The sequence below is a fragment of the Angustibacter aerolatus genome, assembly GCF_054776675.1.
On sequence record NZ_BAAHBM010000035.1, the window covers coordinates 1 to 22,503 of the forward strand.

22 protein-coding genes and 1 pseudogene are annotated in these 22,503 nt (G+C 76.5%); 7 read left to right on the top strand and 16 right to left on the bottom strand.

All coding sequences use genetic code 11. From position 1 onward, the window contains the following. Both ACYVI6_RS10005 and ACYVI6_RS10010 read left to right on the top strand, forming a co-directional pair. Positions 1-801 (top strand): glycosyltransferase family 4 protein (locus ACYVI6_RS10005; RefSeq protein WP_460446234.1); only part of this gene is annotated, 801 nt, incomplete at its 5' end. Next, positions 798-2,285: a sigma-70 domain-containing protein gene (locus tag ACYVI6_RS10010; RefSeq protein ID WP_460446235.1), complete on the top strand. Its 1,488-nt coding sequence runs from the start codon at positions 798-800 to the stop codon at positions 2,283-2,285. The genes ACYVI6_RS10005 and ACYVI6_RS10010, both read left to right, overlap by 4 nt. Here ACYVI6_RS10010 and ACYVI6_RS10015 read toward each other — a convergent pair. Both ACYVI6_RS10015 and ACYVI6_RS10020 read right to left on the bottom strand, forming a co-directional pair. Next, positions 2,269-4,389 (bottom strand): EAL domain-containing protein, encoded by a 2,121-nt coding sequence (locus tag ACYVI6_RS10015; protein WP_460446236.1) that lies wholly within the window; start codon positions 4,387-4,389, stop codon positions 2,269-2,271. The two genes, ACYVI6_RS10010 and ACYVI6_RS10015, sit on opposite strands and share 17 nt — an antisense overlap. Positions 4,390-4,451: 62 nt before the next feature. After that, entirely contained in the window at positions 4,452-5,501 is a 1,050-nt protein-coding gene (locus ACYVI6_RS10020) for an ATP-binding protein (protein ID WP_460446237.1), read from the bottom strand. 178 nt (positions 5,502-5,679) lie between these two features. Here ACYVI6_RS10020 and ACYVI6_RS10025 point away from each other — a divergent pair, with 178 nt between their 5' ends. Both ACYVI6_RS10025 and ACYVI6_RS10030 read left to right on the top strand, forming a co-directional pair. Then, positions 5,680-6,000, top strand: a complete 321-nt coding sequence (locus ACYVI6_RS10025) for a DUF6221 family protein (RefSeq protein ID WP_460446238.1) — start codon at positions 5,680-5,682, stop codon at positions 5,998-6,000. A gap of 20 nt (positions 6,001-6,020) precedes the next feature. Further along, a complete protein-coding gene (locus ACYVI6_RS10030) occupies positions 6,021-6,347 on the top strand; it encodes a hypothetical protein (RefSeq protein WP_460446239.1) in 327 nt (108 codons plus the stop codon). Here ACYVI6_RS10030 and ACYVI6_RS10035 read toward each other — a convergent pair. From ACYVI6_RS10035 to ACYVI6_RS10065, 7 genes are all read right to left on the bottom strand, one after another. Continuing rightward, a complete protein-coding gene (locus ACYVI6_RS10035) occupies positions 6,314-6,682 on the bottom strand; it encodes a Rieske (2Fe-2S) protein (protein WP_460446240.1) in 369 nt (122 codons plus the stop codon). The two genes, ACYVI6_RS10030 and ACYVI6_RS10035, sit on opposite strands and share 34 nt — an antisense overlap. Before the next feature lie 44 nt (positions 6,683-6,726). After that, entirely contained in the window at positions 6,727-7,794 is a 1,068-nt protein-coding gene (locus ACYVI6_RS10040; RefSeq protein ID WP_460446241.1) for an NAD-dependent epimerase/dehydratase family protein, read from the bottom strand. 65 nt (positions 7,795-7,859) lie between these two features. Then, positions 7,860-9,713: a putative bifunctional diguanylate cyclase/phosphodiesterase gene (locus tag ACYVI6_RS10045; RefSeq protein ID WP_460446242.1), complete on the bottom strand. Its 1,854-nt coding sequence runs from the start codon at positions 9,711-9,713 to the stop codon at positions 7,860-7,862. A 184-nt stretch (positions 9,714-9,897) separates the two neighbouring features. Then, positions 9,898-11,136 carry a sensor domain-containing phosphodiesterase gene (locus tag ACYVI6_RS10050; protein WP_460446243.1) on the bottom strand — a complete coding sequence of 413 codons (1,239 nt, stop codon included), beginning with the start codon at positions 11,134-11,136 and terminating at the stop codon, positions 9,898-9,900. Positions 11,137-11,207: 71 nt separating this feature from the next. Further along, entirely contained in the window at positions 11,208-12,530 is a 1,323-nt protein-coding gene (locus ACYVI6_RS10055) for a glycosyltransferase family 2 protein (protein ID WP_460446244.1), read from the bottom strand. Then, entirely contained in the window at positions 12,527-13,540 is a 1,014-nt protein-coding gene (locus ACYVI6_RS10060; RefSeq protein ID WP_460446245.1) for a glycosyltransferase family protein, read from the bottom strand. Before ACYVI6_RS10060 ends, ACYVI6_RS10055 begins: the two co-directional genes overlap by 4 nt. Continuing rightward, positions 13,537-14,478, bottom strand: a complete 942-nt coding sequence (locus tag ACYVI6_RS10065; RefSeq protein ID WP_460446246.1) for a WcbI family polysaccharide biosynthesis putative acetyltransferase — start codon at positions 14,476-14,478, stop codon at positions 13,537-13,539. Before ACYVI6_RS10065 ends, ACYVI6_RS10060 begins: the two co-directional genes overlap by 4 nt. Before the next feature lie 218 nt (positions 14,479-14,696). Here ACYVI6_RS10065 and ACYVI6_RS10070 point away from each other — a divergent pair, with 218 nt between their 5' ends. Further along, complete coding sequence (locus tag ACYVI6_RS10070) at positions 14,697-15,908, top strand: glycosyltransferase (protein ID WP_460446266.1); 1,212 nt, start codon at positions 14,697-14,699, stop codon at positions 15,906-15,908. A gap of 119 nt (positions 15,909-16,027) precedes the next feature. On the opposite strand, the pseudogene ACYVI6_RS10075 reads toward ACYVI6_RS10070, so the two are convergent. From ACYVI6_RS10075 to ACYVI6_RS10100, 6 genes and pseudogenes are all read right to left on the bottom strand, one after another. After that, a pseudogene (locus ACYVI6_RS10075) lies at positions 16,028-16,498 on the bottom strand (glycosyltransferase family 2 protein); the annotation flags it as partial. 119 nt (positions 16,499-16,617) lie between these two features. Continuing rightward, the gene (locus tag ACYVI6_RS10080; RefSeq protein ID WP_460446247.1) at positions 16,618-17,730 is read right to left on the bottom strand and encodes a glycosyltransferase; all 1,113 of its coding nucleotides are present in this window, start codon (positions 17,728-17,730) and stop codon (positions 16,618-16,620) included. Continuing rightward, positions 17,727-18,761, bottom strand: a complete 1,035-nt coding sequence (locus ACYVI6_RS10085) for a glycosyltransferase (RefSeq protein ID WP_460446248.1) — start codon at positions 18,759-18,761, stop codon at positions 17,727-17,729. Before ACYVI6_RS10085 ends, ACYVI6_RS10080 begins: the two co-directional genes overlap by 4 nt. Positions 18,762-18,841: 80 nt before the next feature. After that, complete coding sequence (locus ACYVI6_RS10090) at positions 18,842-19,339, bottom strand: hemerythrin domain-containing protein (protein WP_460446249.1); 498 nt, start codon at positions 19,337-19,339, stop codon at positions 18,842-18,844. After that, positions 19,336-20,145, bottom strand: coding sequence for an SDR family NAD(P)-dependent oxidoreductase (locus ACYVI6_RS10095; protein ID WP_460446250.1), 810 nt, complete (start codon positions 20,143-20,145; stop codon positions 19,336-19,338). The genes ACYVI6_RS10090 and ACYVI6_RS10095 overlap by 4 nt, the downstream gene beginning before the upstream one ends. A gap of 10 nt (positions 20,146-20,155) precedes the next feature. Then, positions 20,156-20,593: an ankyrin repeat domain-containing protein gene (locus ACYVI6_RS10100; RefSeq protein WP_460446251.1), complete on the bottom strand. Its 438-nt coding sequence runs from the start codon at positions 20,591-20,593 to the stop codon at positions 20,156-20,158. Between the two features lie 109 nt (positions 20,594-20,702). Between ACYVI6_RS10100 and ACYVI6_RS10105 the strand changes: the two genes are divergently transcribed. Continuing rightward, entirely contained in the window at positions 20,703-20,903 is a 201-nt protein-coding gene (locus ACYVI6_RS10105; RefSeq protein ID WP_460446252.1) for a hypothetical protein, read from the top strand. A 1-nt stretch (position 20,904) separates the two neighbouring features. Continuing rightward, positions 20,905-21,093 carry a hypothetical protein gene (locus ACYVI6_RS10110; protein ID WP_284289680.1) on the top strand — a complete coding sequence of 63 codons (189 nt, stop codon included), beginning with the start codon at positions 20,905-20,907 and terminating at the stop codon, positions 21,091-21,093. 94 nt (positions 21,094-21,187) lie between these two features. On the opposite strand, the gene ACYVI6_RS10115 is transcribed toward ACYVI6_RS10110, so the two are convergent. Beyond that, entirely contained in the window at positions 21,188-21,889 is a 702-nt protein-coding gene (locus tag ACYVI6_RS10115) for a fasciclin domain-containing protein (RefSeq protein WP_460446253.1), read from the bottom strand. Positions 21,890-22,503 lie beyond the last annotated feature (614 nt).

Below are 22,503 nucleotides of genomic sequence, written 5' to 3' on the forward strand. Positions count from 1 at the left end.
GTGCGCGCCGAGCTGTCGCGGCTGCGGCACTGCCCGCCCGGCGACGTCGCCCGCGCCGCCGCCGTGCTGCGGGCCGCGGACGCCGTCACCGTCTCGCACGCGACCGACCTGGCGATCGCCCGACGGCTCGGGGTGCGACCGCACCACCTGACGCTGGTGCCGGACGTCGCCCTGCCGGTGCACGCGCTGGCCGACCCCCACCCGCTGCCGAGCCGCAGCCGCCGCGCCGCCGCCCCGCCCTGGGTCGTCGGCCTCTCGGGCGCACCCGACCAGGTCGTCGCCACCGGGCTGCTCTGCGCGCTGCGGCACGACCCCGACGCGCACCTGCTGCTGGCCGGGTGCAGCGCCTCCGGCAGGGCCCGGCTGCGGGTGCTGGCCGAGCAGGCGGGTGTCGCGGCCCGTGTGCACCTCGCCGGCCGGCTGCGTCCGGAGCGGGTCGTCCGGCTGGTCGACGACGCGGCCGTGGTGGTCGCCACCTCGCGCGAGGGCGGCAACGGGCTGACGGCGCTGCTGGCCATGTGCCGTGCGCGCGCCGTCGTGGCGGTCGACTCGGCCCCGGCCCGCGACGTCGTCGACGACGGCACCACCGGCTGCCTGACGCCCGCGCGGGAGCCGGCCGACCTGGCCCGCACGGTGCTGGAGCTCGTGCACGACCCGTGGCGGCGGCTCGCGCTCGGCGAGGCCGTCGCCGCCCGGGCCGCCGCGCGCTTCGGGGGGTCGACCGTGCGCGAGCAGCTGCTGCGCGCCTTCGAGGGCGACGCGCCGGTCGCCGTGCCGCTGTCACGGCGGGTGGGCGCGTGACCACGCTCACCACGTCGACCCCTGTGGCCACCCGGCCCACGCCGTCGCGCGCGGAGGAGGTCTGCGAGCAGCTGCTCGGCGAGGCGTGCGCTCCCGGTGTCGCGCCGGCGTGCCGCGAGGCCCTGCTGCGGCAGGCCGTGGTGGCGCTGCTGCCGCTGGCCCGGTCGCTGGCCGGCCGGTACGCGGGCCGGGGCGAGCCGCTCGAGGACCTGCAGCAGGTGGCGGCGCTGGGGCTCACCAAGGCCGTGCACGCCTACCGGCCCGGTGCGGGCGCCGGGGTGGCGGCGTACGTCGTGCCGTCGGTGCTCGGCGAGCTGCGCCGCAACTTCCGCGACCGCGGGTGGGACGTGCGGCCCCCGCGTCGCGTGCAGGAGCTGCGCGGTGCGCTGCGCGGCGCCCAGGAGCGTCTGGGGCACCGGCTCGGCCGCTCGCCCACCGACGACGAGCTCGCCGCCGAGCTGCAGGTGACGGCGGCCGACGTGCGCGAGGCCCGCACCGCGTCGTCCGGCTACAGCGCGCTGTCGCTCGACGCCCCGGTCGACGACGACGGCGGTTCGGTGGTCGACCTGGTGGCCGACCCGGGTGGGCTCGACCTCGACGACCACGCCGCCGCCGCCTCGATCGGCCCGCTGCTGCGCGAGCTGCCGGAGCGCGACCGCGTGCTGCTCTCGATGCGGTTCTACGGCGGCTGCACCCAAGGAGATCGCCGAGGAGATCGGCGTGACGCAGATGCAGGTGTCGCGGCTGCTCGGTCAGGCGCTGCGCCGGCTGCGGACGACGCTCGACGGCGAGCGCCCGGAACCCGGGCGGGCGCACGCCGTCCGCCGGGCGGGGGTGGCGGCGTGGTGACGCCGGACGCCGGCCGTGTGACGGTCGTGGTCACCTGCCACCACCAGCGCGACAGCACCCTGCGCACGGTCGGCCGGCTGACGGGGCCGGTCGTGGTGGTCGACAACGGCTCGCACGACGGCACCGTCGAGGCGCTGCAGGCCCTCGGTCGCGACGACGTGACGGTCGTGCCGCTGCGTCGCGATGCCGGGACCGCGGCGCGCCGCGTCGGGGTGCTGGCCGTGCGGACGCCGCTCGTGGCGTTCGCGGACGACGGGTGGTGGTGGGACGCCGCGCAGCTGGCCCGCGCGGCAGAGGCCTTCGACGGGCGCCCGCACCTCGGGCTGCTGGCCGCCCGGGTCGACGACGGCGCCGCGGGCCGGCCCGCTGCCGCGGGTGACGACGTGCTCGACCTGCGCACCGAGCGGACGGTGCTCGACGTCGACGCGTGCGCCGCGGTCGTGCGCCGCCGGGCGTTCCTCGAGGCGGACGACCGGGCGGTGTCGCAGGGCGGCAGCCCGCCGCGCCTGGCCGAGGGCGTCGCCGCCGGCGGCTGGATGCTGCGGTACGACGACGACGTCGTGGCCCACCACGAGCCCGCCGGGACGTCGCCCGGTCCGGGCCGCCGCCGGTGGTGGGTCAGGCGGTCGGCGTGAGCACGCCCCGGGTCCACTCGCGGCCGGGGCGCCCGAGCAGGTAGCCCTGCACCAGGGCGACGCCGGCGGACCGCACCTGCTCGAGGTCGGCGACCTGCTCGACGCCCTCGGCGCAGACCCGGGCGCCGCCCGCCGCGGCGATCTGCACGATCATCCGCACGAGCTGGGCGCGGATCGGGTCGCTGGCGCAGCCGTCGACCACGTTGCGGTCGATCTTCACCACGTCGGGCCGGATGGCGAGCAGCCGGGCCAGGTCGCCGGCACCGGCACCGAGGTCGTCGACCGCGATGAGCGCCCCGCGCTCGCGCAGCTGCGCGACGGCGCCGGTGAACTCGCCCCAGTCGGTGGTGCGGTCGTCCTCGACGAGCTCGACCACCACGTCGTCGAGCCGCGGCGGCAGCAGTTCCCAGAACCGCTGGGAGCGCAGGGCCGCGGCGGAGACGTTCACGAAGAGCAGCTGGCCCGCGGGCCGGTCGGGCAGGTCGAGCGCGTTGGTGACGGCGTGCGCCTCGAGCAGGTCGCCGTACCCGCCGGCGTGCGCCTGCAGGAACTGCTCGCGGACGTCGCCCGGCCCGGCGAAGCGGGTCAGCGCCTCGTGCCCGACCACCGCGCCGGTCGCCGCGTCGACGAGCGGCTGCACCACGACGCGCAGGTACCCGCTGGCCTCGCTGACCGCCTGCGCCGAGTCGGCCCACACCACGACGCGGTCGCGGCCGAGCCGCTTGGCCTGGTACAGCGCCTCGTCGGCGCGGCTGATGGTGGCCGCGGGGTCCCCGGCCGGGTCCCACAGCGTGAGGCCGGCCGAGAAGGTCTGCCCCACCGGGGTGACGGCGCGCAGCCCGTCGAGCAGCAGGCGTGCCGACGCGAGGTCGAGGCCCGGCAGCAGCACCGCGAACTCCTCGCCGCCGTACCGGGCGAGCACCTGCCCGTCGTCGAGCAGCGCCGTCCAGGCGGCCACCGCCTCGCGCAGCAGCAGGTCGCCGGCCGGGTGCCCGTGCGCGTCGTTATAGCGCTTGAAGTGGTCGAGGTCGAGGATCGCGACGGCCAGCGGCTCGTCGGTGTCGCGGGCGTGCGCGCACGCCCGCGACAGCTCGTGGTCCCACGAGCGGCGGTTCGGCGCGCCGGTCAGCGCGTCGACGCGGGCCAGCGCGGCGAGCTGCACGGCCTGCACCTGCACCTGCTCCAGCAGCCGGGCCATGCGGGTCAGCACGAGCAGCGACAGCGCGAGGGAACCGACGCCGAGCTGCAGCCAGGCGACGTGGCCGTCGCGGGCGCCGTCGACGAGGACGCAGGCGCCGGGCAGCATCGACCCGAGGGTGAGCAGCAGCAGCTTGCGCAGGGACGCCTGCGACGGCCGGTCCGGCGGCGGCTCGGTGAGCACCCGCATCGAGGGGTGTGCGGCAGCGGCGCCCACCAGCACGTACGCCGCCAGCCACCCGGCGTCCAGCAGCACCGAGCCCTGCGTGCCCGGGTCGGCCGACACCATCACCTGGTACACCGAGTCGGCGAGCAGCGTGACCCCGACGGCGGCTGCCAGCAGGCGGAACGCGGCGGTGGTGGCGCCTGGCGTGGCCATCAGCCGGGCGAGCAGCGCGAGCACGAACAGGTCGCCCACCGGGTAGGCCGCCGACACCAGGCGGCCGAGCACCGAGAGGTCGGAGTCGTGGGTCGCGGGCAGCACCAGGAACGTGATGACGGGCACGGCGACGCCGGCGGTGACGATGGCCGCGTCGAGGAAGGCCGTGACGTCGCGGCCGGCCCGGCGGCTGCGCACCAGGTGCAGGGCGCCGACGCCCATCAGGCCGTAGCCGGCGAGGTACACGACGTCGGACCACAGCGGGTAGGTGTCGCGCTGCAGCACCGTGGTCTCGAGGCTCCAGACCACGTCGCCGACGACCCAGCTGCTGAAGCCGGCCAGCACGAGCTGCCAGCCGCGGGCGCGACGCGGCGCGTGCTGGCGCAGCGCGATCCAGCCGACGGTCAGCGCGGCGGCGGCCACGCAGTCGTAGGCGAGCTGGCGCACGACGTCGCTCACCGGCGCCAGGGGGTAGGCGAGCACGACGAGGCCGGCGAGCGCGAGCACGAGCTGGTGGGACCGCTTCACCCGAGGTCCATCGGCCGTTCACCGGCGTCCCAGAAGTCCCCGTCCGGAGCAATCTGCGCAGGTCAGTCCACTGGCCCGGTCCACGGGGTGGGCGGGTGGCCTGCGCCCTGCGCCGCGTACTCGGCGAGCACCCAGTCGGTGAGCTCCTGCGCCTCCAGCGGCGTCGGCACGGCCAGCAGGTGGGCCGCCTCGCTGAGGTCGTCCATGCGCTCGGTGAGCCGCTGCCAGGCGGCCGCGAAGCCGTCCGGGTCGGCGGCCGGCGGGTAGTCGAGGTCGACCGCGGCGAGCCCCGCCCGCGCGGCCCGCTCGAGCTCCGCGTCGGCCCGGGTGACCGGGCCGGTGTACCGGGCGAGCAGCTGCGCGCGGACCGCCTCGACGTCGGCCCGCTCGTCCGGCGTCCAGGGGGTGCCGGCGAGGTCGAGCAGCTCGAGCTCGCGCACCAGCGCCTGCCGGTGCTCGTGCAGCCGCATCGCGCGGGCGACGGGGAAGCCGAGGAGCCGCACCGGCCGGCCCAGGCCGGACAGCTCGGTCGCCTGCGCAGCCTGCGCAGCCTGCGCAGCCTCGGCCGGTCGGGGCCCCTCGCCGGCACCGGGCGGCGTCACCGGCGGGGTGGCCGCCGGACGCAGCGGGGCGAGTCCGACGACGACGGCCACCTCGTCGGCCACCCAGCCCGGCGTCCCGGACGAGGCCGGCGGCTGGTCTGCGCGCTCGGCGAGCGGGATCTCGCACCACACGACCTTGCCGCCGTCGTCCGGCACGACCGCGACGCCTGCGGCGCGGGTCAGCGCGGTCACGACGGTCCAGCCGCGGCCGGTGGTGGCCGTCGGCGTGTGCGGCCGCGAGACCGGCCCGTGCGGTGACCCGTCGGCGACCGCCAGCCGCACGGCGTCGCCGGTGAGCACCAGGTGCAGCGACAGGTCGGTCTGGGCGTGCAGCACCACGTTCGTCACCAGCTCGGTGACCACCAGCTGCACGGTGTCGAGCACGTCGTCGGACGCCGCACCGAGCAGGGCCAGCCCGCCCTCGAGCCGGTCGCGCACGAACCTCCTCGTAGCGCCGGCGCTCGGCGGCACCGCGGCCCAGGCCAGCGGGGCGCCGGGCCGCTCGGGCATGGCACCTCCTGCGCCGGTGGCTGGACGGGGGACGTGCCGGGCGCCGGTGGGCGCCGCGACCCGCCTGGCGATCGTAGGCCGCGGGTGGGTGGTGACGGCGGAACGAGCCGACCCGACCCGCGCGGATCCGGTGGCCCGGCGGTGACGCGTCCACCGGTGACCGGGCATGATCAGCGCCGTGGACCTGCGTGAGTTCCTGCTCGCGCGCATCGCCGAGGACGAGGCGCGTGCGCGCACCGCCGCCGAGGACGGCACCACCTGCACCGGTGGCTGGCCGCCGCAGCGGCTGCTCGTCGAGTGCGAGACCCGGCGCGAGCTGCTGCGCCTCGACCTCGACCAGGCGGTCTGCGAGGACGCCGACCGCGGGTGCGGGCACAGCGGCACCGACATCGAGCAGGGGCGCTGCGAGCGGCAGTCGGCCGACGACCGGCCGCTGCTGCGCGCGCTCGCCCTGCCGTGGTCGACGCACCCCCAGCACCGGGACGCCTGGCTCCCGTAGGGGCCGGGCCGGTCGACGACGTGTGGAGCCCGAGCCGCCGCCAGGTGGCGGCCGCCGCGGTGTACGGCGCGCTCGACGTCGTGGTGCTGGTGCTCGACCCGCGCCGGTGGGAGGTCGTCGCGGTGACCTGCGACGCGGTGCTGTGGACCCTGGTGCTGCGCGGTGGCCGGCTCGCCCGCCTCGCCTGGTGGGTGCTCGTGCTGGCCACGGTCGGTGCGGTGGTCGTGCAGGTGCCGCGCTCGGTGCCGCTGACCGTCGTGAGCGCCGTGCAGCTGGTGGCGGCGCTGGCGGCGCGCCCGGGTGGGTGGTCGGCTCAGCGGTCGCGGACGACGACCCGCCCGTCCTGAGCCTCGACCCGGCCCACCCGCAGCCGCCACAGCCGTCCGACGTAGCGGATCAGCGAGCTGTAACCGGGCGTCGGACCGTGGTAGCCGAGGAACCCGCGCGGGCCGGACACCATCTCGCCGCTGCGGACGTCGTACCGGCTGGCGTGCCACGGGCAGACCAGGCAGCCGTCGGCGTCGACCGAGCCCTCCGACAGGTCGGCCAGCTGGTGCCGGCAGCGCCGCGAGACCGCGAACGGCTCGCCGCGGCTGGTGCCGACCGCCCACTCGCCGGCCCGGTGCACCCGTCCGTCGGCCAGCGCCTCGGGGTCGAGCGGGGTCTGCTCGTCTGTCGCCACGGTGGCCTCTCCTCGCTGGTGGGTGGTGGGTCGGCTGCGCCGGCTCAGGGGAACGGCCGGCGGCTGACCGGCCCGTACCGGACGGCGCGCGCCAGCTGCTCGACGACGCTGCGCGGGCGCAGCGCCGGGGTGGCGTCGCTGCTGCCGCTCGCCATGCCGGCCACGACCTCCTCGAGCACCTCGGGGCCGTCGTGCGTCGTCGTCCAGCCCAGCTCGGTGCGGGCGCGGGTGGTGTCGAGCAGCGGCACCGCGAAGCCGAGGTCGAGCCAGCCGGTGTCGACCGGCTGCAGGTAGGCGCGCCAGGCGAGGTCGGCGGCGACGCGCAGCACCTTCGCCGGCACGTGCACGGGCGTCGCGCCGAGCGCCGCGGCGACGTGGTCGCGGGTCACCGGGGTGGGCGCGGCCAGGTTGAACGCGCCGCCCGCACCCTGCTCGAGCACCCGCAGCACCGCGTCGGCGACGTCGTCGCTGTGCACCATCGGGACGGTCAGCGAGCGGTCGAGCGGCAGCACCGGCAGCAGCCGCAGCAGCGCCGCGGGCACCGCGCCGGGCAGGCCGTACCGGTCGAGCGCGCTGCCGGCGCTGGCCTGGCCGACGATGCCGGGCCGCAACCGGGTGACGACCTCGATCGTGCCCTCGGCCTCGACGGCGTCCAGCAGCCGCTCGGCCGCCGCCTTGTGCCGCGAGTACCGCGACGTCGGCACACCCGTGGTCGGCCACGACTCGTCGACCGGCGCGTCGTCCTGCTTGGGCGCGTAGGCGCCGACCGACGACATGTGCACCACGTGCCGGACGCCGGCATCAGCGGCCGCACCGAGCACCTGCCGGGTGCCCCCGACGCCGAGCCGCTCGAGGTACGCCTCGTCGTGCGAGGGCTGGAACCCCCACGCCAGGTGCACGACGGCGTCGACGCCGGCCATCGCCTCGGTGAGCACCCGCTGGGTGCCGGGGTCGGTCAGGTCGGCCCGCACCCACTGCGCCCGGGCGAACGCGCCCGTCGGCTCGGGCGGCACCCGCCGCACCACCCCCGTGACGGCGTGCCCGCCGTCCACGAGCCGCCGCAGCAGGGCGCTGCCGATGTTGCCGGTCGCTCCGGTCACGAGTACGCGCACGCCCACACCCTGTCCCGCGAGCGGCCACCCCGCCCGCCGAGGCGCGGGGCTTCGCGCCGTCCCGGTCAGTGCCAGGTGGCGGCGAGGTCGACGGCGGTCTGCGGGCGGGCCAGGTGGTAGCCCTGCACGTGGGTGGCGCCGAGGCGGTGCAGGGTCTCGAGGGTCAGCGCGTCCTCGACGCCCTCGACGACCACGGTGCGGCGCAGGTTGTGCCCGAGCAGCAGCACCGAGGAGACGATGGCCGCGGCGTCGCGGCGGGTGGGCAGGCCGCGGCTGAAGGACTGGTCGACCTTCAGCGTCGAGGCGGGGATCTCGAGCAGCCGGCTGAGCGAGGAGTGGCCGGTGCCGAAGTCGTCGATCGCCAGCTCGCAGCCGAGGTCGCGCAGCGCCTGCACGGCGGCGGCGGTGACGGCGGGCTCGGTGAGCAGCTCGCCCTCGGTGATCTCGAGCGTGAGCTGACCGGGTTGCAGGCCGTGCTCGCGCAGCAGCTCGCCCACCAGGCCGGGCAGCGCGGGGTCGGCGATCTCGGCGGCCGACAGGTTCACGAACAGCCGCTCGGGGGCGTGCTCGCCCTCGTCGGCGCGCCAGACGGCGAGCTGGGCGCAGGCCTCGCGCAGCACGAAGCCGCCCATCTCCACGACGAGGCCGGTCGACTCGGCGAGCGGCACGAACTGGCTGGCCGGGATGGTGCCGAGGTCGGGGTGCCGCCACCGCACCAGGGCCTCGACCGCCCACGGACGACGCGACACCTGCGCGCCGTCCGGCCCGTCGGTGAGGTCGACGATCGGCTGGTAGTGCACCTCGAGCTGGTCCTCGGCGAGCGCCGCGCGCAGCTGCGCGGTGAGCGTCTCGCGGGCGCTGGCCTCGGCGCGCTCGACGGCGTAGGCCGAGGGGTCGAACACGCGGTACCGGCCGCGGCCGTCGTGCTTGGCGGCGTACATGGCGGTGTCGGCGTGCGCGATGAGCACGTCGGGCGTGGTGTGCGGGTCGTCGGTGACGACGATGCCGATGCTGGCCGACGGCCGGATCAGCTCGGTGTCCGACTGGTAGGGCACGCGCAGCTCGGCCAGCACCCGCTCGGCCACCGACGAGGCGGCCGCGGCGTCGACGTCCTCGAGCAGCAGCACGAACTCGTCGCCGCCGAGCCGGGCCATCAGGTCGGACGGCCGCAGGGCGTACGTCGCGCGGGCCACGCACTCGGTGATCAGCCGGTCGCCGGCCGGGTGGCCGAAGGTGTCGTTGACGTACTTCAGGCCGTCGATGTCGAGGAACAGCACGGCCAGCCCGCGCTCGGGGTGCCGGTGCAGGCGGGTCAGCGCGTGGGTCAGCTGCTCGAGGAACACCCAGCGCACCGGCAGCCCGGTCAGCGGGTCGTGCATGGCGTGGTGGGCGAGCGCCGCCTGCGCGGTGCGGGCGGTGTCGCGGTCGGCGGTCACCACCAGGTAGGAGGTCGCCAGGTTCGCCAGCCGGACGGCGGCCGCCAGCTCGGCGTCGTCCAGCCGCTCGGCGCGCTCGCGGTAGAGGTCGAGCACGCCCCAGGTGGTGTCGCGGGCGCGCAGCGGGATCGCCGTCACCGCGTGCAGCCCGGCGTCGACGGCACGGGCCTGGAACAACGGCCAGTCGCCCTCGTGGGTCAGGTCGCCGACGTTCACGATCTCGCCGGACGCGGCGGCGGCCACGCAGGGCCCGTCCTGCAGCACCTCCTGCATCTGGTCGGCCATCCGGCTGGGGTCGGACGTCGCGAAGACGAACCGCAGCAGGCTGTCGTGCGCCGGCGCCATCACCCCGGCGCCGTCGACCTCGAGCACCCGGGCCACCGCCTCGGCGAGCTGGCGCAGGATGTCCTCGACGGAGAAGTCACCGGTGACCGTCGCCGTGAAGGCGTCGACCACCTCGACCATCGCGGCCTCGTCGATCATCGTGCTGCCCCTCCCGCACCGCTCGGCACCGGCCCCCGCCAGTCACCAACGGTCACGCGCCCACAACCGACCGTCACGATGACGGCGTGCGCCCATCGTGCCCCAGCAAGGACCGACCTGCTCGCGGGGGAGCGTGCTCCGTTCAGGTGAATCGCGCCGGACCGCGCCGGACGCTCGCCAGGTGCTACCCGGCCTGCGAGAGCACGTCCGGCAGCGGGCCGGGGCGGCCGTAGTAGAAGCCCTGCCCGTAGGTGACCCCGAGGTCGACCAGCGCCGCGTGCTCGCCCGCCGTCTCGACGCCCTCGCCCAGCACCACGGCCCGGATCTCCCGCGCGAACGCCACCAGCGACCGGATCAGCGCGGCCCGCGCGGGGTCGGTGTCGACGTGCCGCACCAGGTCGATGTCGACCTTGATGACGTCGGGGCGCAGCTCGAGCACGTGGTGCAGGCTCGCGTACCCGGCGCCGGCGTCGTCCACGTAGACCGCGAGCCCGGCCGCGCGCAGCCGCTCCCGCACTGCGCGCAGCGCCGGGTAGTCGTCGACGACGGTGTGCTCGGTGACCTCGACGGCGAGCAGCTGCCCGGACGCCGCGGCCTGGGCGCCGCGCTGCAGCACCAGGTCGACCACCCGGCCGTCGGCGAGCGCCTCCGCCGACAGGTTCACGGTGAGGGTCTGCCCCCTGGCCAGCCGCGGCAGCGTGTCCATCGCGGCGCGCGCGGCCGACGCCTCCAGCTCGACGCCGTGGCCGGTCTGCGCGGCCACCGCGAAGGCGTGCGCGGGCGACACGAACGCCGGGCTGTCGAACCGGGCCAGCGCCTCGAAGCCGCGCACCGCGCGGTCCGGCAGCCGCACCAGCGGCTGGTGCACGATCGCCGGGCCGCCCGCGTCGAGCACGTCCTCGACCGACTCCGCGCGCTCGCGGGCGCGGCGGCGGCGCACCGCGTCGGGGGCCGACATCCGCTCCGACAGGATCGCCGCGAGCATCGCCAGGAACCGCGGCGCCTGCTCGTCGAGCCGCGGGTCGGCGGTGCGGCCCAGCGCGCAGAGCATGCCGGTGACGGTGCCGCCGGGTCCGTGCAGCGGCACCCCGACGTACGACCCGATGCCCATCCGCTCGGTGATCGGCAGCGGCGCGCTCACCGGGTGGTGCCTCGCGTCGGGCACCACCTCCGGCAGCTCGCCGCGCAGCACCCGCACGCAGTAGGTGTCCTCGACGGGCTCGCCCGGGCCGCCGACCTCGGCGTGCAGCAGCGACGGGTCGCCGGAGCTGGCCAGCACCACCTGCCGCCCGCCGCTGAACTCGGTGACCCACGCGACGTCGGTGCCGAGGTGGGTGCGCGCCAGCTCCAGCACGCCGGCGACCTCGTCCTCGGTGAGCCACCCGGTGTCCGTCCGGTCCTGCTCCGTGCCGTGTCCCTGCACGTCGACCCCCTCTGCTTGCCTGCCCCTGTACCGCTGCACCGAGGGAGGTGCGAGCGGCCCGTGCGGGAACGCTAACCGGCGCCTGCCCGCGGGTGGGCCGTTGCAGGTCGTGGGTTGTCGCAGTTTCGCCGAGCCGCCGCGGCGGCGGCCGAGTCGGTGCGCCCGGGGTGCTTGGCCAGGTGCCCCCAGAACCGCTCGACGTCGACGTCGTGCAGCGCCGTCGCGACGCCGGTGACCTGCTCGGGCCGGTCGGCGCGACCCCGTGCGAGGTCGCGGCTGCCGCGCACCAGCAGCAGGTCGTCGACGTCGACGGGCGCCCGCTCGCACAGCCCGCGCAGCAGCGTCTCGCGCAGCACCACCGGCTGCCGCACCTCGACCTGCGTGCGGCAGCGGCGCAGCACCGGCGCCGGCGGCTCGCCGACGTGCACCCTGGGGTCGCCGGCCAGCGGCGTCGAGCGCGTGGCGGCGCCGTCGGCGAGCCACACGCCGGCGTCGGTGTCGCGCAGCAGCGACTGCACGCAGAGCAGCACGTCCTGCACCGGGTGCCCGGCGTCGTGCAGGCGGACGACGACGTCCGGGTGCGACCAGACCAGGCCGTGGCCGCGGGCCGTGGGGTCGGTCACCAGCTCGGCGAGCTGCAGGCCCTCGTCGCGGCGGGCGGCGTGCGCGTCGTCGTGGTCGCGCTCGGCGAACTCGGGCCCGTCGTGCCAGGCGACCGCCGCGCGGCAGTGCCGCAGGTCGGCGCCGGCCAGCCAGCAGCGGTTCGCGAGCTCCTGGTCCTCGCCGCCGTAGTGCCGCATCGACGCCTCGAACCCGCCGACCCGCTCGAACAGCGCGCGCGGCAGGCCGAGCACCGCCGACAGCACGAACCGGTACGACGTGGCGTCGGCGAGCCGCAGGTCGTCGGTGCGCTCGAACGCGTCGAGCAGCCACCGCGGCTCGGCCAGCTCGCGGGGGGCGTCGTCGTGGGCGCCGGTCAGCCAGCCGGCGAGCCGGTCCGGCGTCCACCCGGTGAGGTCGGCGTGCCGGGTGCGGCCGACGACGAGCCGCGCGGGCCCCGGCGCGGTGAGCTCGGCGGCCATCGCGGCGACGTAGCCGGGCTCGGGCACGGTGTCGCCGTCGACGAACAGCAGCAGCGGCGCCGTGCTCGCGGCGGCGCCCAGGTTGCGCGCGGCGGCCGCGCGGAACCCGTCGTCCGCCTGGCGCACCAGCCGCACGCGGTAGGGCCGGTCGCCCAGGTCGGGTGGCTGCGGCGACCCGTCGTCGGCCACCACGACCTCGAGCCGCTCGGCCGGCCAGGTCTGCAGCTCGAGCGCCCGCAGCACGAGGTCGAGGCCGCGCTGGTCGTCGTAGTACGGCACCACCACCGCGACGTCGGAGGACGGGTCGCTCACGCGGCGTCCTGCAGCGCGGCGGCGACCAGGGCGGCGGCCTCGGCCGTGGTCGGGTGCAGCCGGGTGCCCGGGGGCAGCCAGGTCGCCGACGGGTCGGCCAGGGCGCGGCGCAGGTCGGCCACCAGGTCGTCGACCAGCCACAGGCACCCGGGCAGCCGCTCGGCGAGCTCCTCGGCGTAGCCGCTGCGCCGCACCAGCGGACGACGGCCCGCGGCCAGCCAGGTGCCGACCGAGCCGGACGCCGACACGTTGCGGTTGGCCGCCACCGGCACCGTCACCTCGCGCAGCCGCTGCGGCAGCTCGGCGTCCGGCACGAAGCCGGTGACGGTGAGCGCGGTGCCCTGCGCCGCGGCCCGCTGGTGCAGGTCGTCGAGCAGGTCGTCGTGCCCGGCAGCGGCCCGGCCGAGCACCAGCAGCTCGGCGCCCTCGACCCCGCGCAGCGCCTCGAGCACGTCGTCGTGGCCCTTGCCGGGGTAGACGAAGCCGAGCGCCCCGACGACGGGGTGGTGCGGCGGCCGGCCGGGGCCGGCCGGGTGGGCGTCGAGCGGCAGCGGCACCACGTGCACGTGCGACAGGTCGGTACCGGGCGGCAGGCACGCGGCGAGCAGCCGCCGCTCGTGCTCGCTGGACACGACCACCCGGCGGCACCCCGCGACGGCGGCTGCGGCCAGCGCCCGGCGGGCGTCGAACCAGCGTCCGTCCGCGGGCTGCGGCAGGTCGTGCAGCGTGACGCTCAGCGGCACCCGCGCAGCCAGCGCCTGCAGCACCTCGCGGGCGCGGTGCGGGTCGGTGCCGAGCAGCCGGTCGGTGACGTGCGCGTGCACGTGGTGGCCGGCGGCCTCGTGCTGCAGCAGGTCGGGCAGCCACGCCAGGTCGGGAAGGTCGACCGCCCGCTCGACGCGGGTGCGCCCGCTCGCGGCCCCGGCCGCGAGATCGGCGTCGGCGTGCGCCTGCCCGCACCGGGTGACGCCGTGCTCGGGGGGCCCGACGACGAGGTGGTGCGTGCTCACGCGGCCCGCCCGCCGAGCAGCTGCAGCAGCGGTGCGTGCCGCTGCAGCGCCGCGGGCACCACGGGCGGGTGCTCGGCGTACCAGCGCAGCTGCGCCTCGACGACGTCCGCGTCGGGCACGGCGCGACCGCCCACCACCCAGTCGGGGCGCGGTGCGACGTCGAGGCCGTGGGCGGCCACGACCAGCGGGTCGAGCGGGGCGTGCACGCTGTCGAGCAGGGTGCGACCGGGGTCGGTCGCGTCGGGCGCCCAGCCGAGCGCTGCCTGCACGCGGCGCGCCAGGCCGATCAGCACCTGGTTGCCCGGGTGGTTGATCGTGTGCGCCGCCTCGGCCCCCGCGGTGGTGAGCAGGTCGCTCACCACGACGGTGCCGTGCCGCTGCTCGCGGGTGCGCAGCTCGCCCAGCGACGCCTCGGTCACGGCCCGCACGGTGTCGTTCGTCGGCGGGTCGAGCACCAGCCCGGCGGCCCGGGCCACCGTGCGCAGGTCGTGGTACGGCACGACCGGCGGGTCGCCCGCGTCGGTGCGCACGATCACCTGCCACGGGTGCAGCCCGGCGTACCGGACGACGGGGAACAGCACGAGGCGACCGGTCGCCGGCAGCTGCTTCGCCAGCTGGCGGGTGCCGATCGGCAGGCCGCGGTAGTCGTCGCGCACCGGCTGGCAGACCAGCACGTCGGACGCCGCGAGCAGCCGCTGCAGCCGCGGCACGTCCGCGGCGGTCAGCTCGTGCAGCGGCGGCACCCGCACCGAGCGGCAGGGCGCAGAGGGCGCGCCGTCGAGCAGCACCCGCACCGACCCGGCCTGGCAGTTGCCGGCCACCGTCACGAGCGGGCGACCGTCGTCCGCAGGCAGCGGACGCAGGCCGTAGAACTCGCCGTGGTGCTCTCGCCGGGCCGCCTCGGCCGCCTCGGCGGACGACGGCGTGGCGGTGAGCACACCGGCGACGGTAACGAAGCGGCCTGCGGTCGGCACCCTGACCGGTTCGCACGGCTCGATTGGCCCCGGGGGCCCGGCACCGCCACCATGACGCGAGGTGCGCACCCCGCGCCGACCCGAGCGACGAGAGGCGGCCCGTGCACTCGCTGGACCAGGACACCGTGCTCCGCCTCGCCGTCCCCTCCGACGGCGAGCGCCCCAGGCGCTCGCGCCGACCGCTGCGCATCGCCCTCGTCGCGCCCGCCCGCTTCCCCGTGCGCGAGCCGTTCGCCGGTGGGCTCGAGGCGATGGTCGCCGGCCTGGCTGCGGGTCTGCGCGAACGCGGGCACGAGGTGTCGCTGTTCGCGGCCGAGGGCTCGGACGGTGCCGACGAGCGGTTCGCGTTCCCGGCCGGTGGGTGGGACCCCAGCGAGCTGGCCCGCGCCGACGTCTCGATGCCCGCCCAGCAGTTCATGTCGGAGCACCACGCCTACCTGCGCCTCATGCTGGCGCTGGCCGGATCGCTCGGCGACGACCTCGACGTCGTGCACGACCACTCCCTGCACTACCTGCCGATGGCCATGGCCGGCACGCTGCGCACCCCGCTGCTGACCACGCTGCACACCCCGCCGACGCCGTGGCTCGAGGCCGCGCACGCCGCCGGCGACGGCACCACCGCGTTCTCGGCGGTCAGCCGGCACACCGCGCAGCAGTGGGCGCACGTCGGACGCCGCGCCACCGTCGTCGCGAACGGCGTCGACCTCGGCACCTGGCGGCCCGGCCCGGGCGGCGACGCCCTGCTGTGGTCGGGCCGGATGGTGCCCGAGAAGGCCCCCCAGCTCGCGATCGAGGCCGCCCGCCGCGCCGGGCACCGTCTGCGGCTGGCCGGGCCGATCAGCGACCGCGCGTGGTTCCGCCAGGTCGTGCGCCCGCTGCTCGGGCCCGACGTCGAGTACGTCGGCCACCTCACGGGCACGGCGCTCGCGGCGCTGGTCGGCGCCTCCGCCGCGGTGCTGGTGACGCCGGACTGGGAGGAGCCGTCCGGGCTCGTCGCCGCCGAGGCGCTGGCCTGCGGCACCCCGGTCGTCGCCTTCGCGCGCGGCGGGCTGCCCGAGGTGCTGGGCAGCCCCGACGGCGCACCCGGCCGGCTGCCGACCGGTGCGCTGGTCGCGGGCGGCGACACCGCGGCGATGGCGGCCGAGCTGCCGCGCGCCGTCGGCCTCGACCGCACCGCCGTGCACGAGCACGCCCGCCTGCACCTGTCGCGCGACCGCATGGTCGACGACTACGTCGCGCTCTACCGCCGGCTGTCGACCAGGGCCCAGTCGCCGGTGCGCTCGTCGAGCCGGATCAGCCCGGCGTCCGCGAACGCCGAGAGCCAGCCCTCCATCGGGAACCAGCCCCAGCGCGCGCGGAACAGGTTGGCGTTCCGCACCACCGCCTCCAGGTGATGCACGGGCGGTGAGCTCGTGGGGTGGTGCTGGTGCGCCGCCGCGGCACCGCCCACCCAGACCATCGCGCCGCCCGCCCGCGCCACGAGCCGGCCGAAGTCGGTGTCCTCGCCGCCGTAGCCGGTGTAGTCCTCGCAGAACCCGCCGGTGCGCACCCAGTCCTCGCCGGTCATCGCGAACGACAGCGACCAGAACAGCCGGGTCTCGCGGTCGACCACGACCTCGCCGTCCGGCGGCACCGGGCGCGCCGGGTGCGGGGGCGCCAGCCGCTCGAGCCCCTCGGCCGGGTACCCCTCCGGCCCGCGCTCGGGCAGGTAGTGCACCGCACCGGCCAGCACCGCGGGGTGCGCGTCGTCCGGCACCTGCGCGGTGGCCGCGGCGTACCGGGCGAGCAGCCCGCGCGACGGCACGCAGTCGACGGCGAGCAGCACCAGCAGCAGGACGCCGTCGGCCAGCGCGCGCTCGACCCCGGCGTTGCGGGCCCGGGCCAGCGGCAGCTCGCCGTCGTCCGGGACCGGGACGTGCACCACGGGCTGCGGCCACGGCGCCGGGTGCTCGGCCACCACGCCGGCGACGGCGTCGTCGCCCATGCTCACGACCACGTGCCGCCCCGGCGGCTGCGACGAGCGGGCCAGCCCGGCCAGCTGCCCGCGCAGGTGCTCGTGCCGCCCGGCCGCGATGGTCACGACGGCCACCTCGTGCGGTGCGATCACGATCCCACCTCCTCGGCCCCCTCTGTGCCGAGATGCGAGGAGCGGTTCACCTGGGCGGAGCCCGGTGAACCGCTACTCGCATCTCGGCGGGAGGGGGTGGCGGCGAGGGCGTCGACGGCGGCGGCCATCGCGCGGGCGCCGTCGCCGGGTGACCAGCGGGCCCAGGCGGCACCGCCGGCGTCGGCCGCGGCGTCGAGCAGCGCGGGCCAGGCGTCGGTGCGCGGCCAGGCGTCCAGCGCGACCGCGAGGCCCTGGTCGTGCAGCAGCCGGGCGCGGGCCACCTGCTCGTCGTGCGGACGGCGCTGCGCCACCACGACGGCCGGACGCCGGGCGGCGGCCACCTCGGCGACGGCGTTGTGCCCGGCGTGCGTGACCACGACGTCGGCGGCGTGCAGCTCGGCCCACAGGTCGGGGGAGGCGGGGGCGCTGCCGCCGCGGTCGAGCCAGCGCCAGCCCTGCGCCGTCCGCTCGCGCACCGCGCTGCGGTCGGCGACCGCGACGTCGTCGCCGCCCGACCCCCAGAACGCCAGCACCCGGCGTCCGGCGCCGGCGGGCCAGGCCGCCCGGGCGGCGGCCAGCCGCTCGGGCGAGGGCGGCGGCTCGGCGTCGAACCGCGAGAACGCGCCGACGTGCACGGTCTTCGCCTGCCAGTCGTCGGGCCAGCCGGGCTCGGTGCGTGCCGGCCAGGGCGCGAGCAGCAGGTCGGCGACGTCGTGGGCCAGCCGGTGCGCGCGGTCGGTGCGGTCGCCGAGCATGGCCGCGACGGCCACCGGCACCCCGGCGAGCCGGGTCAGCAGCGTCACCTCGACCGACACGTCGACCACGACCAGCGCTGGGCGGGCGTCGTGCAGCCACCCGGTGAGCCGGGCCGCGCGCTCGAGCAGGCCCTCGTGGTGGCGCGGCGCCCAGTGCAGCACCCCGTGCGCGGTGGGGTCGGCGTCCGCGGTGCCCGGGCCGTCGTCGCGGGGCAGCAGCACCCAGTCGCCGCGCCACCCCGGCGGGGCGGGCAGCGAGCTCAGGCCGGTGACCGGCTCGCGCAGGTGCTCGGCGACCGCGGTGAGCCGCTGACGGTGCCCGGCGCCGTGGTGGTGCACGTACCAGCCGATCACGCCGGACGCCGGTCGCCGTCGAGGTCGCTGCCGCCGCGCTGCCCCACGAGCCGGCGGTACAGCGCGTGGTGCGCGGCGACGACGTCGGCCCGCTCGCGAAGCCGCTCGACGCGGTCGGCGGGTGCCGGGGTGCGGCCGGCGGCCAGCTGCAGCGCCTCGGCCAGCTGCGTGACGTCGGGCACGCCGTCGACCACGTCGTAGCCGAGCAGCTCGCGCTGGTCGTGCCAGCAGCCCAGCCGGGGCGCGACGACCTGGGTGCCGAGGTCGTGGCACAGCTCGACCCAGCCGGAGTGGGTGCCGAACGCGTACGGCAGCACCGACACGTCGAGCCGCGACAGGTGGTCGAGCAGCTCGTCGTCGCCCAGCCGGTCGCGCAGCCGCAGCTCGATCGCGCCCTCGTCGTGCAGCCGCCGCAGGGTCTCGACCAGCTCGGGGTCGGCCCGCGGGAAGCCGGGCTCGAGCACCTCGCGGTGCAGGCCCACGAGCAGCCGGGCGCCTGGCACCGTGCGCACCGCCTCGACCGCCGCGAGGGTCACCGGCAGCGCAGACACGTTGGCGCGCAACGACTTCAGGTCGAGGCCGACCGTCAGCCCGGGCTCGGTGCGCGGCGGGCGGGCGCGGCCGAGCCGCTCCACCGGCACCACGTGCGGGTGCGGCAGCACGTCAGCGCGCCGGCCCCAGCGGCGCTGCACCAGGTCGGCAGCGCGGCCGGTCAGGGTGAGCAGCGCGTCGGCGGCCGGCACCAGCACGTCGAGCTGCTGCTCGAGCGGCCCGGGCTCGCGGTGGTGCGGGTTGCGCAGGTCGTGCACCGTCAGCACGAGCGGCAGCCGGTGCCGGCGCAGCGCACCGGTCCAGGCGGTCAGCTCGGCGGGCGTGAGCGCGTCGAAGCCGAAGTGCAGGTGCACCAGGTCGACCTCGTGGGCGTGCTGCTCGACCCACGCGGGCGAGAGGGCGGCCGGGCGACCCGACCCGAGCGACCCGGGGTCGGGCACGCGGTCGACCACCGGGTCGCCGTCCACCGGTTCGAGCACGTGCTCGACGTACGGGTGCTCGCCAGGAACCGCCAGCACCCGGAGGCGCTGGCGGTCCCTGGCGTGCGGCGCGGTGGTGCTCAGGCGATCACCGCGTCGACGACCTTCTTCAGGGCCTTCGGCGACGACGGCGAGCGCGGTGCCGACTCGCGCAGCTCGAGCATCCGGGCGCCGATCTCCTGCAGCTGCTTGCGGCTGAGTCCCTCGCGCACCTTCGGGAACCAGTCCTGCTCCTCCTCGTCCATGTGGTGCGTGACGTTCTCGATCAGCACCGTCGTCTTCGCGACGTACCGCTCGGCGTCGGGCTGCAGGGCCGCCAGCTCCATCACCAGGACGTCGGCGACGTGGTGCTCCTCGTACGACTCGAGCACGTCGTCCTCGAGGTCGGGCAGCAGCGTGCGCACCTCGGGGTACATCACCTCGTTCTCGAGGTACGTGTGCACGGTGAGCAGCTCGATGATCCGGGCGACGACCCGGCCGCGCTCCTCGACGTCGTCCTCGGCGCGCTCGAACGCCTTGAACTGGCGGCGGATCTCCTTGTGCTCGTCCTTGAGGACGACGATCGCGTCGGTGCTCACGACTGCTCCTGCTCGCTGGTGGGCTCGGCCATCCGGCGGTGCGCGGCGGCCTTCAGCTTGTCGGGCAGCACGGCGTTCGCCACGCCCTGCGCCTTGGTCTTGAGCGACCCGGCGACGAGCTTCGGCTTGCCGGCCATGAGGGCCTGGAACCCCTGTGCCGCAACCTGTGCGGGGTCGTCCTTGCTGCCCTGGCCGACGGGTGTGTCGTCCATGCCCGCGCGGTGGAAGAAGTTCGTGTCGGTCGGGCCCGGCATCAGCGCGGTGATGGTGACCTCGGTGTCCTTCAGCTCGTCCTGCAGCGCCTCGGTGAACGACTGCAGGAACGACTTCGACGCGTTGTAGACGGCCTGGAACGAGCCGGGCATCGTCGAGGCGATCGAGGAGGTGATCAGCACCCGCCCGGCACCGCGCTCGACCATGTCGGCCAGCACCAGCCGGGCGAGGTGCACGGTCGAGATCACGTTGACCTCGATCACCTCGTACACGTCCTGCAGGTCCTGGTCGAGGAAGGCGCCGCCGCGGCCGACGCCGGCGTTCAGCGCCACGGCGTCGACCACCCGGGTGCCCTCGGTGGCCTGCGCCCAGAGCCGCTCGACCCCCGCGTGCGAGCGCAGGTCGACCTGGATCGCGCGCACGTCGACGCCGTCCTCGCGCAGGGTCGCGGCGGCGGTGTTCACGCCCTCGTCCTCGGCGGCGACGACCAGGTCGAAGCCGGCGCGGGCGAACTCGTGGGCGAGCTCGAGGCCGATGCCGCTGCTCGCGCCGGTGACCAGTGCGAGGGGTCGGTCGCTGGTGGGTTCGCTCATGCGGGCGACGCTAACCGGGGGCACCGTCGTCCGCGCGCCGACCGCCGGGCGACTCGGCCGACCGCAGCAGCGCCGTCATCTCCGGCAGCTCGAAGACCTCGGCCACCGCCCACGCCGACTGCCGGCCGAGCGCGGGGTCGGCACCGGCGGCCAGCAGGGCGCGCACCGACGGCTCGTCCTGCCGGAACACCGCGCACCCGAGCGCCGTCTGCCCGCGGTCGTTGACCCGGGTGTGGTCGGCGCCCAGCCGCAGCAGCGCCTCGACGGTCTCGGCGTGCCGGTGGTACGCGGCCAGCACCAGCAGGGTGTCGCCGGAGCCCGCCGTCAGGTTCACCGGCAGCCCGGCCTCGACCAGCGCGACGAGCTCGGCGGTGGAGCCCTCGCGGGCCAGGTCGAGCGCGGCCTGCAGGAAGGCCAGCTCGTCGGGGGTCAGGTCGGGCGACGTCATCGCCCGTGATGGTGCCACGTGCCCCTGCGGTTGCGAGGTGCGGCCACCGCCGCGAGCGTGGCCGCGAGGACGACGAGCTGGTCGTCTCCCGAGAGCACGAGGAGCACCCATGCAGATCGACAAGCAGACCGTCATCGACCTGATCAAGAACCGCGGCGACCACGACCAGGCGGCGCAGGCGGAGTCCGAGCTGCCCGACCAGGTCGACACCGACCAGCACCAGGACCTGCTGGGCAAGTTCGGCGTGAACCCCGCCGAGCTGCTGGGCGGCGGCGGCGCGGGCGGCATCGCGGGCAAGCTCGGCCTCTGAGGTGTGGGTCTTCCTCAGCGGCAGGCTGCGCCAGTGGGCGCTGTTCGCCGTGGTGGTGCCGGCGGTGCTCGGTGCGCTGCGCGTCGTCCGGCGGCAGATCGAGCGGCGGAGCGGGCCGAACGGCCTGACCCGCGGACTGGCCCGGGTCGACGACCTGGCCGGCCGGGTGCCGGGCGTCCGCCGGCGCTAGGCACGGGCGAGCACGACAGCGGGGCGGTGACCACGTGGTCACCGCCCCGCTGTGCTGCACCGACAGCTGTCCGATCAGTGCACCCTGTCGATCGTCAGCTCATCTTCGGCGGCATGAGCACCGAGTCGATGAGGTAGACGGTCGCGTTGGCGGTCTTGACGCCACCGCAGATGACCTTGGCCTTCTGGTCGCCGACGGTGATCGAGTCACCCGAGCCGGAGACCTTCAGGTCCTCGCCCTCGGCGGTCTTGTGCGTGCCGGCGACCATGTCGGGGCTCAGCTGACCGGGCACCACGTGGTAGGTCAGGATCGTCGAGAGGGTCTTGCCGCCCTTCTCGTCCGACAGCGTCTTCAGCGTCTTCGCCGGGATCTTGGCGAAGGCGGTGTCGACCGGCGCGAAGACCGTGAAGTCGCCGTTGTTCAGCGTGTTCACCAGGTCGACGTCCTTGTTCACCTTGCCGGAGACGGCCGCGGTGAGGGTCTTCAGCAGCGGGTTGTTCGACGCCGCGGTGGCGACCGGGTCCTGCGACATGCCCTCGACCGAGCCCGCGCCGTCCGGCACGGCCTTGGCGTAGTCGGCGCAGCCCGGGCCGACGAGCGAGGCGCCCATGGCGTCGGTGCTGGGGCTCGAGGTCATCGGGGCCGAGGTGGTCGACGACGACGACGAGGACGACGCGGACGAGCCCGAGCCGGCCGTGGTGTCGCTGTCGCTGCTGCCGCAGGCGGTCGCGGCGAGCGCGACGCCGGCCACGGCGACGGTCAGGGCGAGGCGGGGGGTGGTGCGTCGTGCGGTCATGACGAGTGCTCCTTCGAGTGCGGGTGGCGCCCGGTGGGACGCTCTGTGCTGTCGAAGGGCCTTCGGGCCGGATCGCGCCGCGGATTGGTCAGTCTGCAGATTCGTGACGGACGACCGCGGAGCGTCACCGGCCTGGGGCCCCGCCGGTCCTTCGGTGCCCCAGGCCACCCGGACGGGCCCGGGTCGGTCACGGCTGGGTCACACCGGGCCGGCGGCCTCGACGAGCGTCCACGGGCCGTGCGCAGCTCGTCGGGGTCGGTGGTGCCGCCCGGCAGCACGAGCGCGTCGTGGTCGTCGACCGAGGCCACGGCCACGGTGGTGCCGACGTCGAAGGTCTCGGCCTCCTCGACGTTCGTGCTCGAACGCCTCCACGCCTGCGGCGACCGCTCGCCCGACGCTCACCCGCGAGGAGGCGGGCCGCCAGGCGGGCACGGGTGCGATGCCCGGGGCGACGCGAGCCGCAGAACATAGACCTGCGAACGGGTTCGCGCGCGCTCGAACGGATGTTTCTGCCCGACACGCCGTCCGGGTTGCGGGCCGGTGGTGTCGTGCCACGTTGGAGGTCGAGGAACGCCTGCAACACGCCGGGTGATCCACGTCGAAGAGACCCCAAG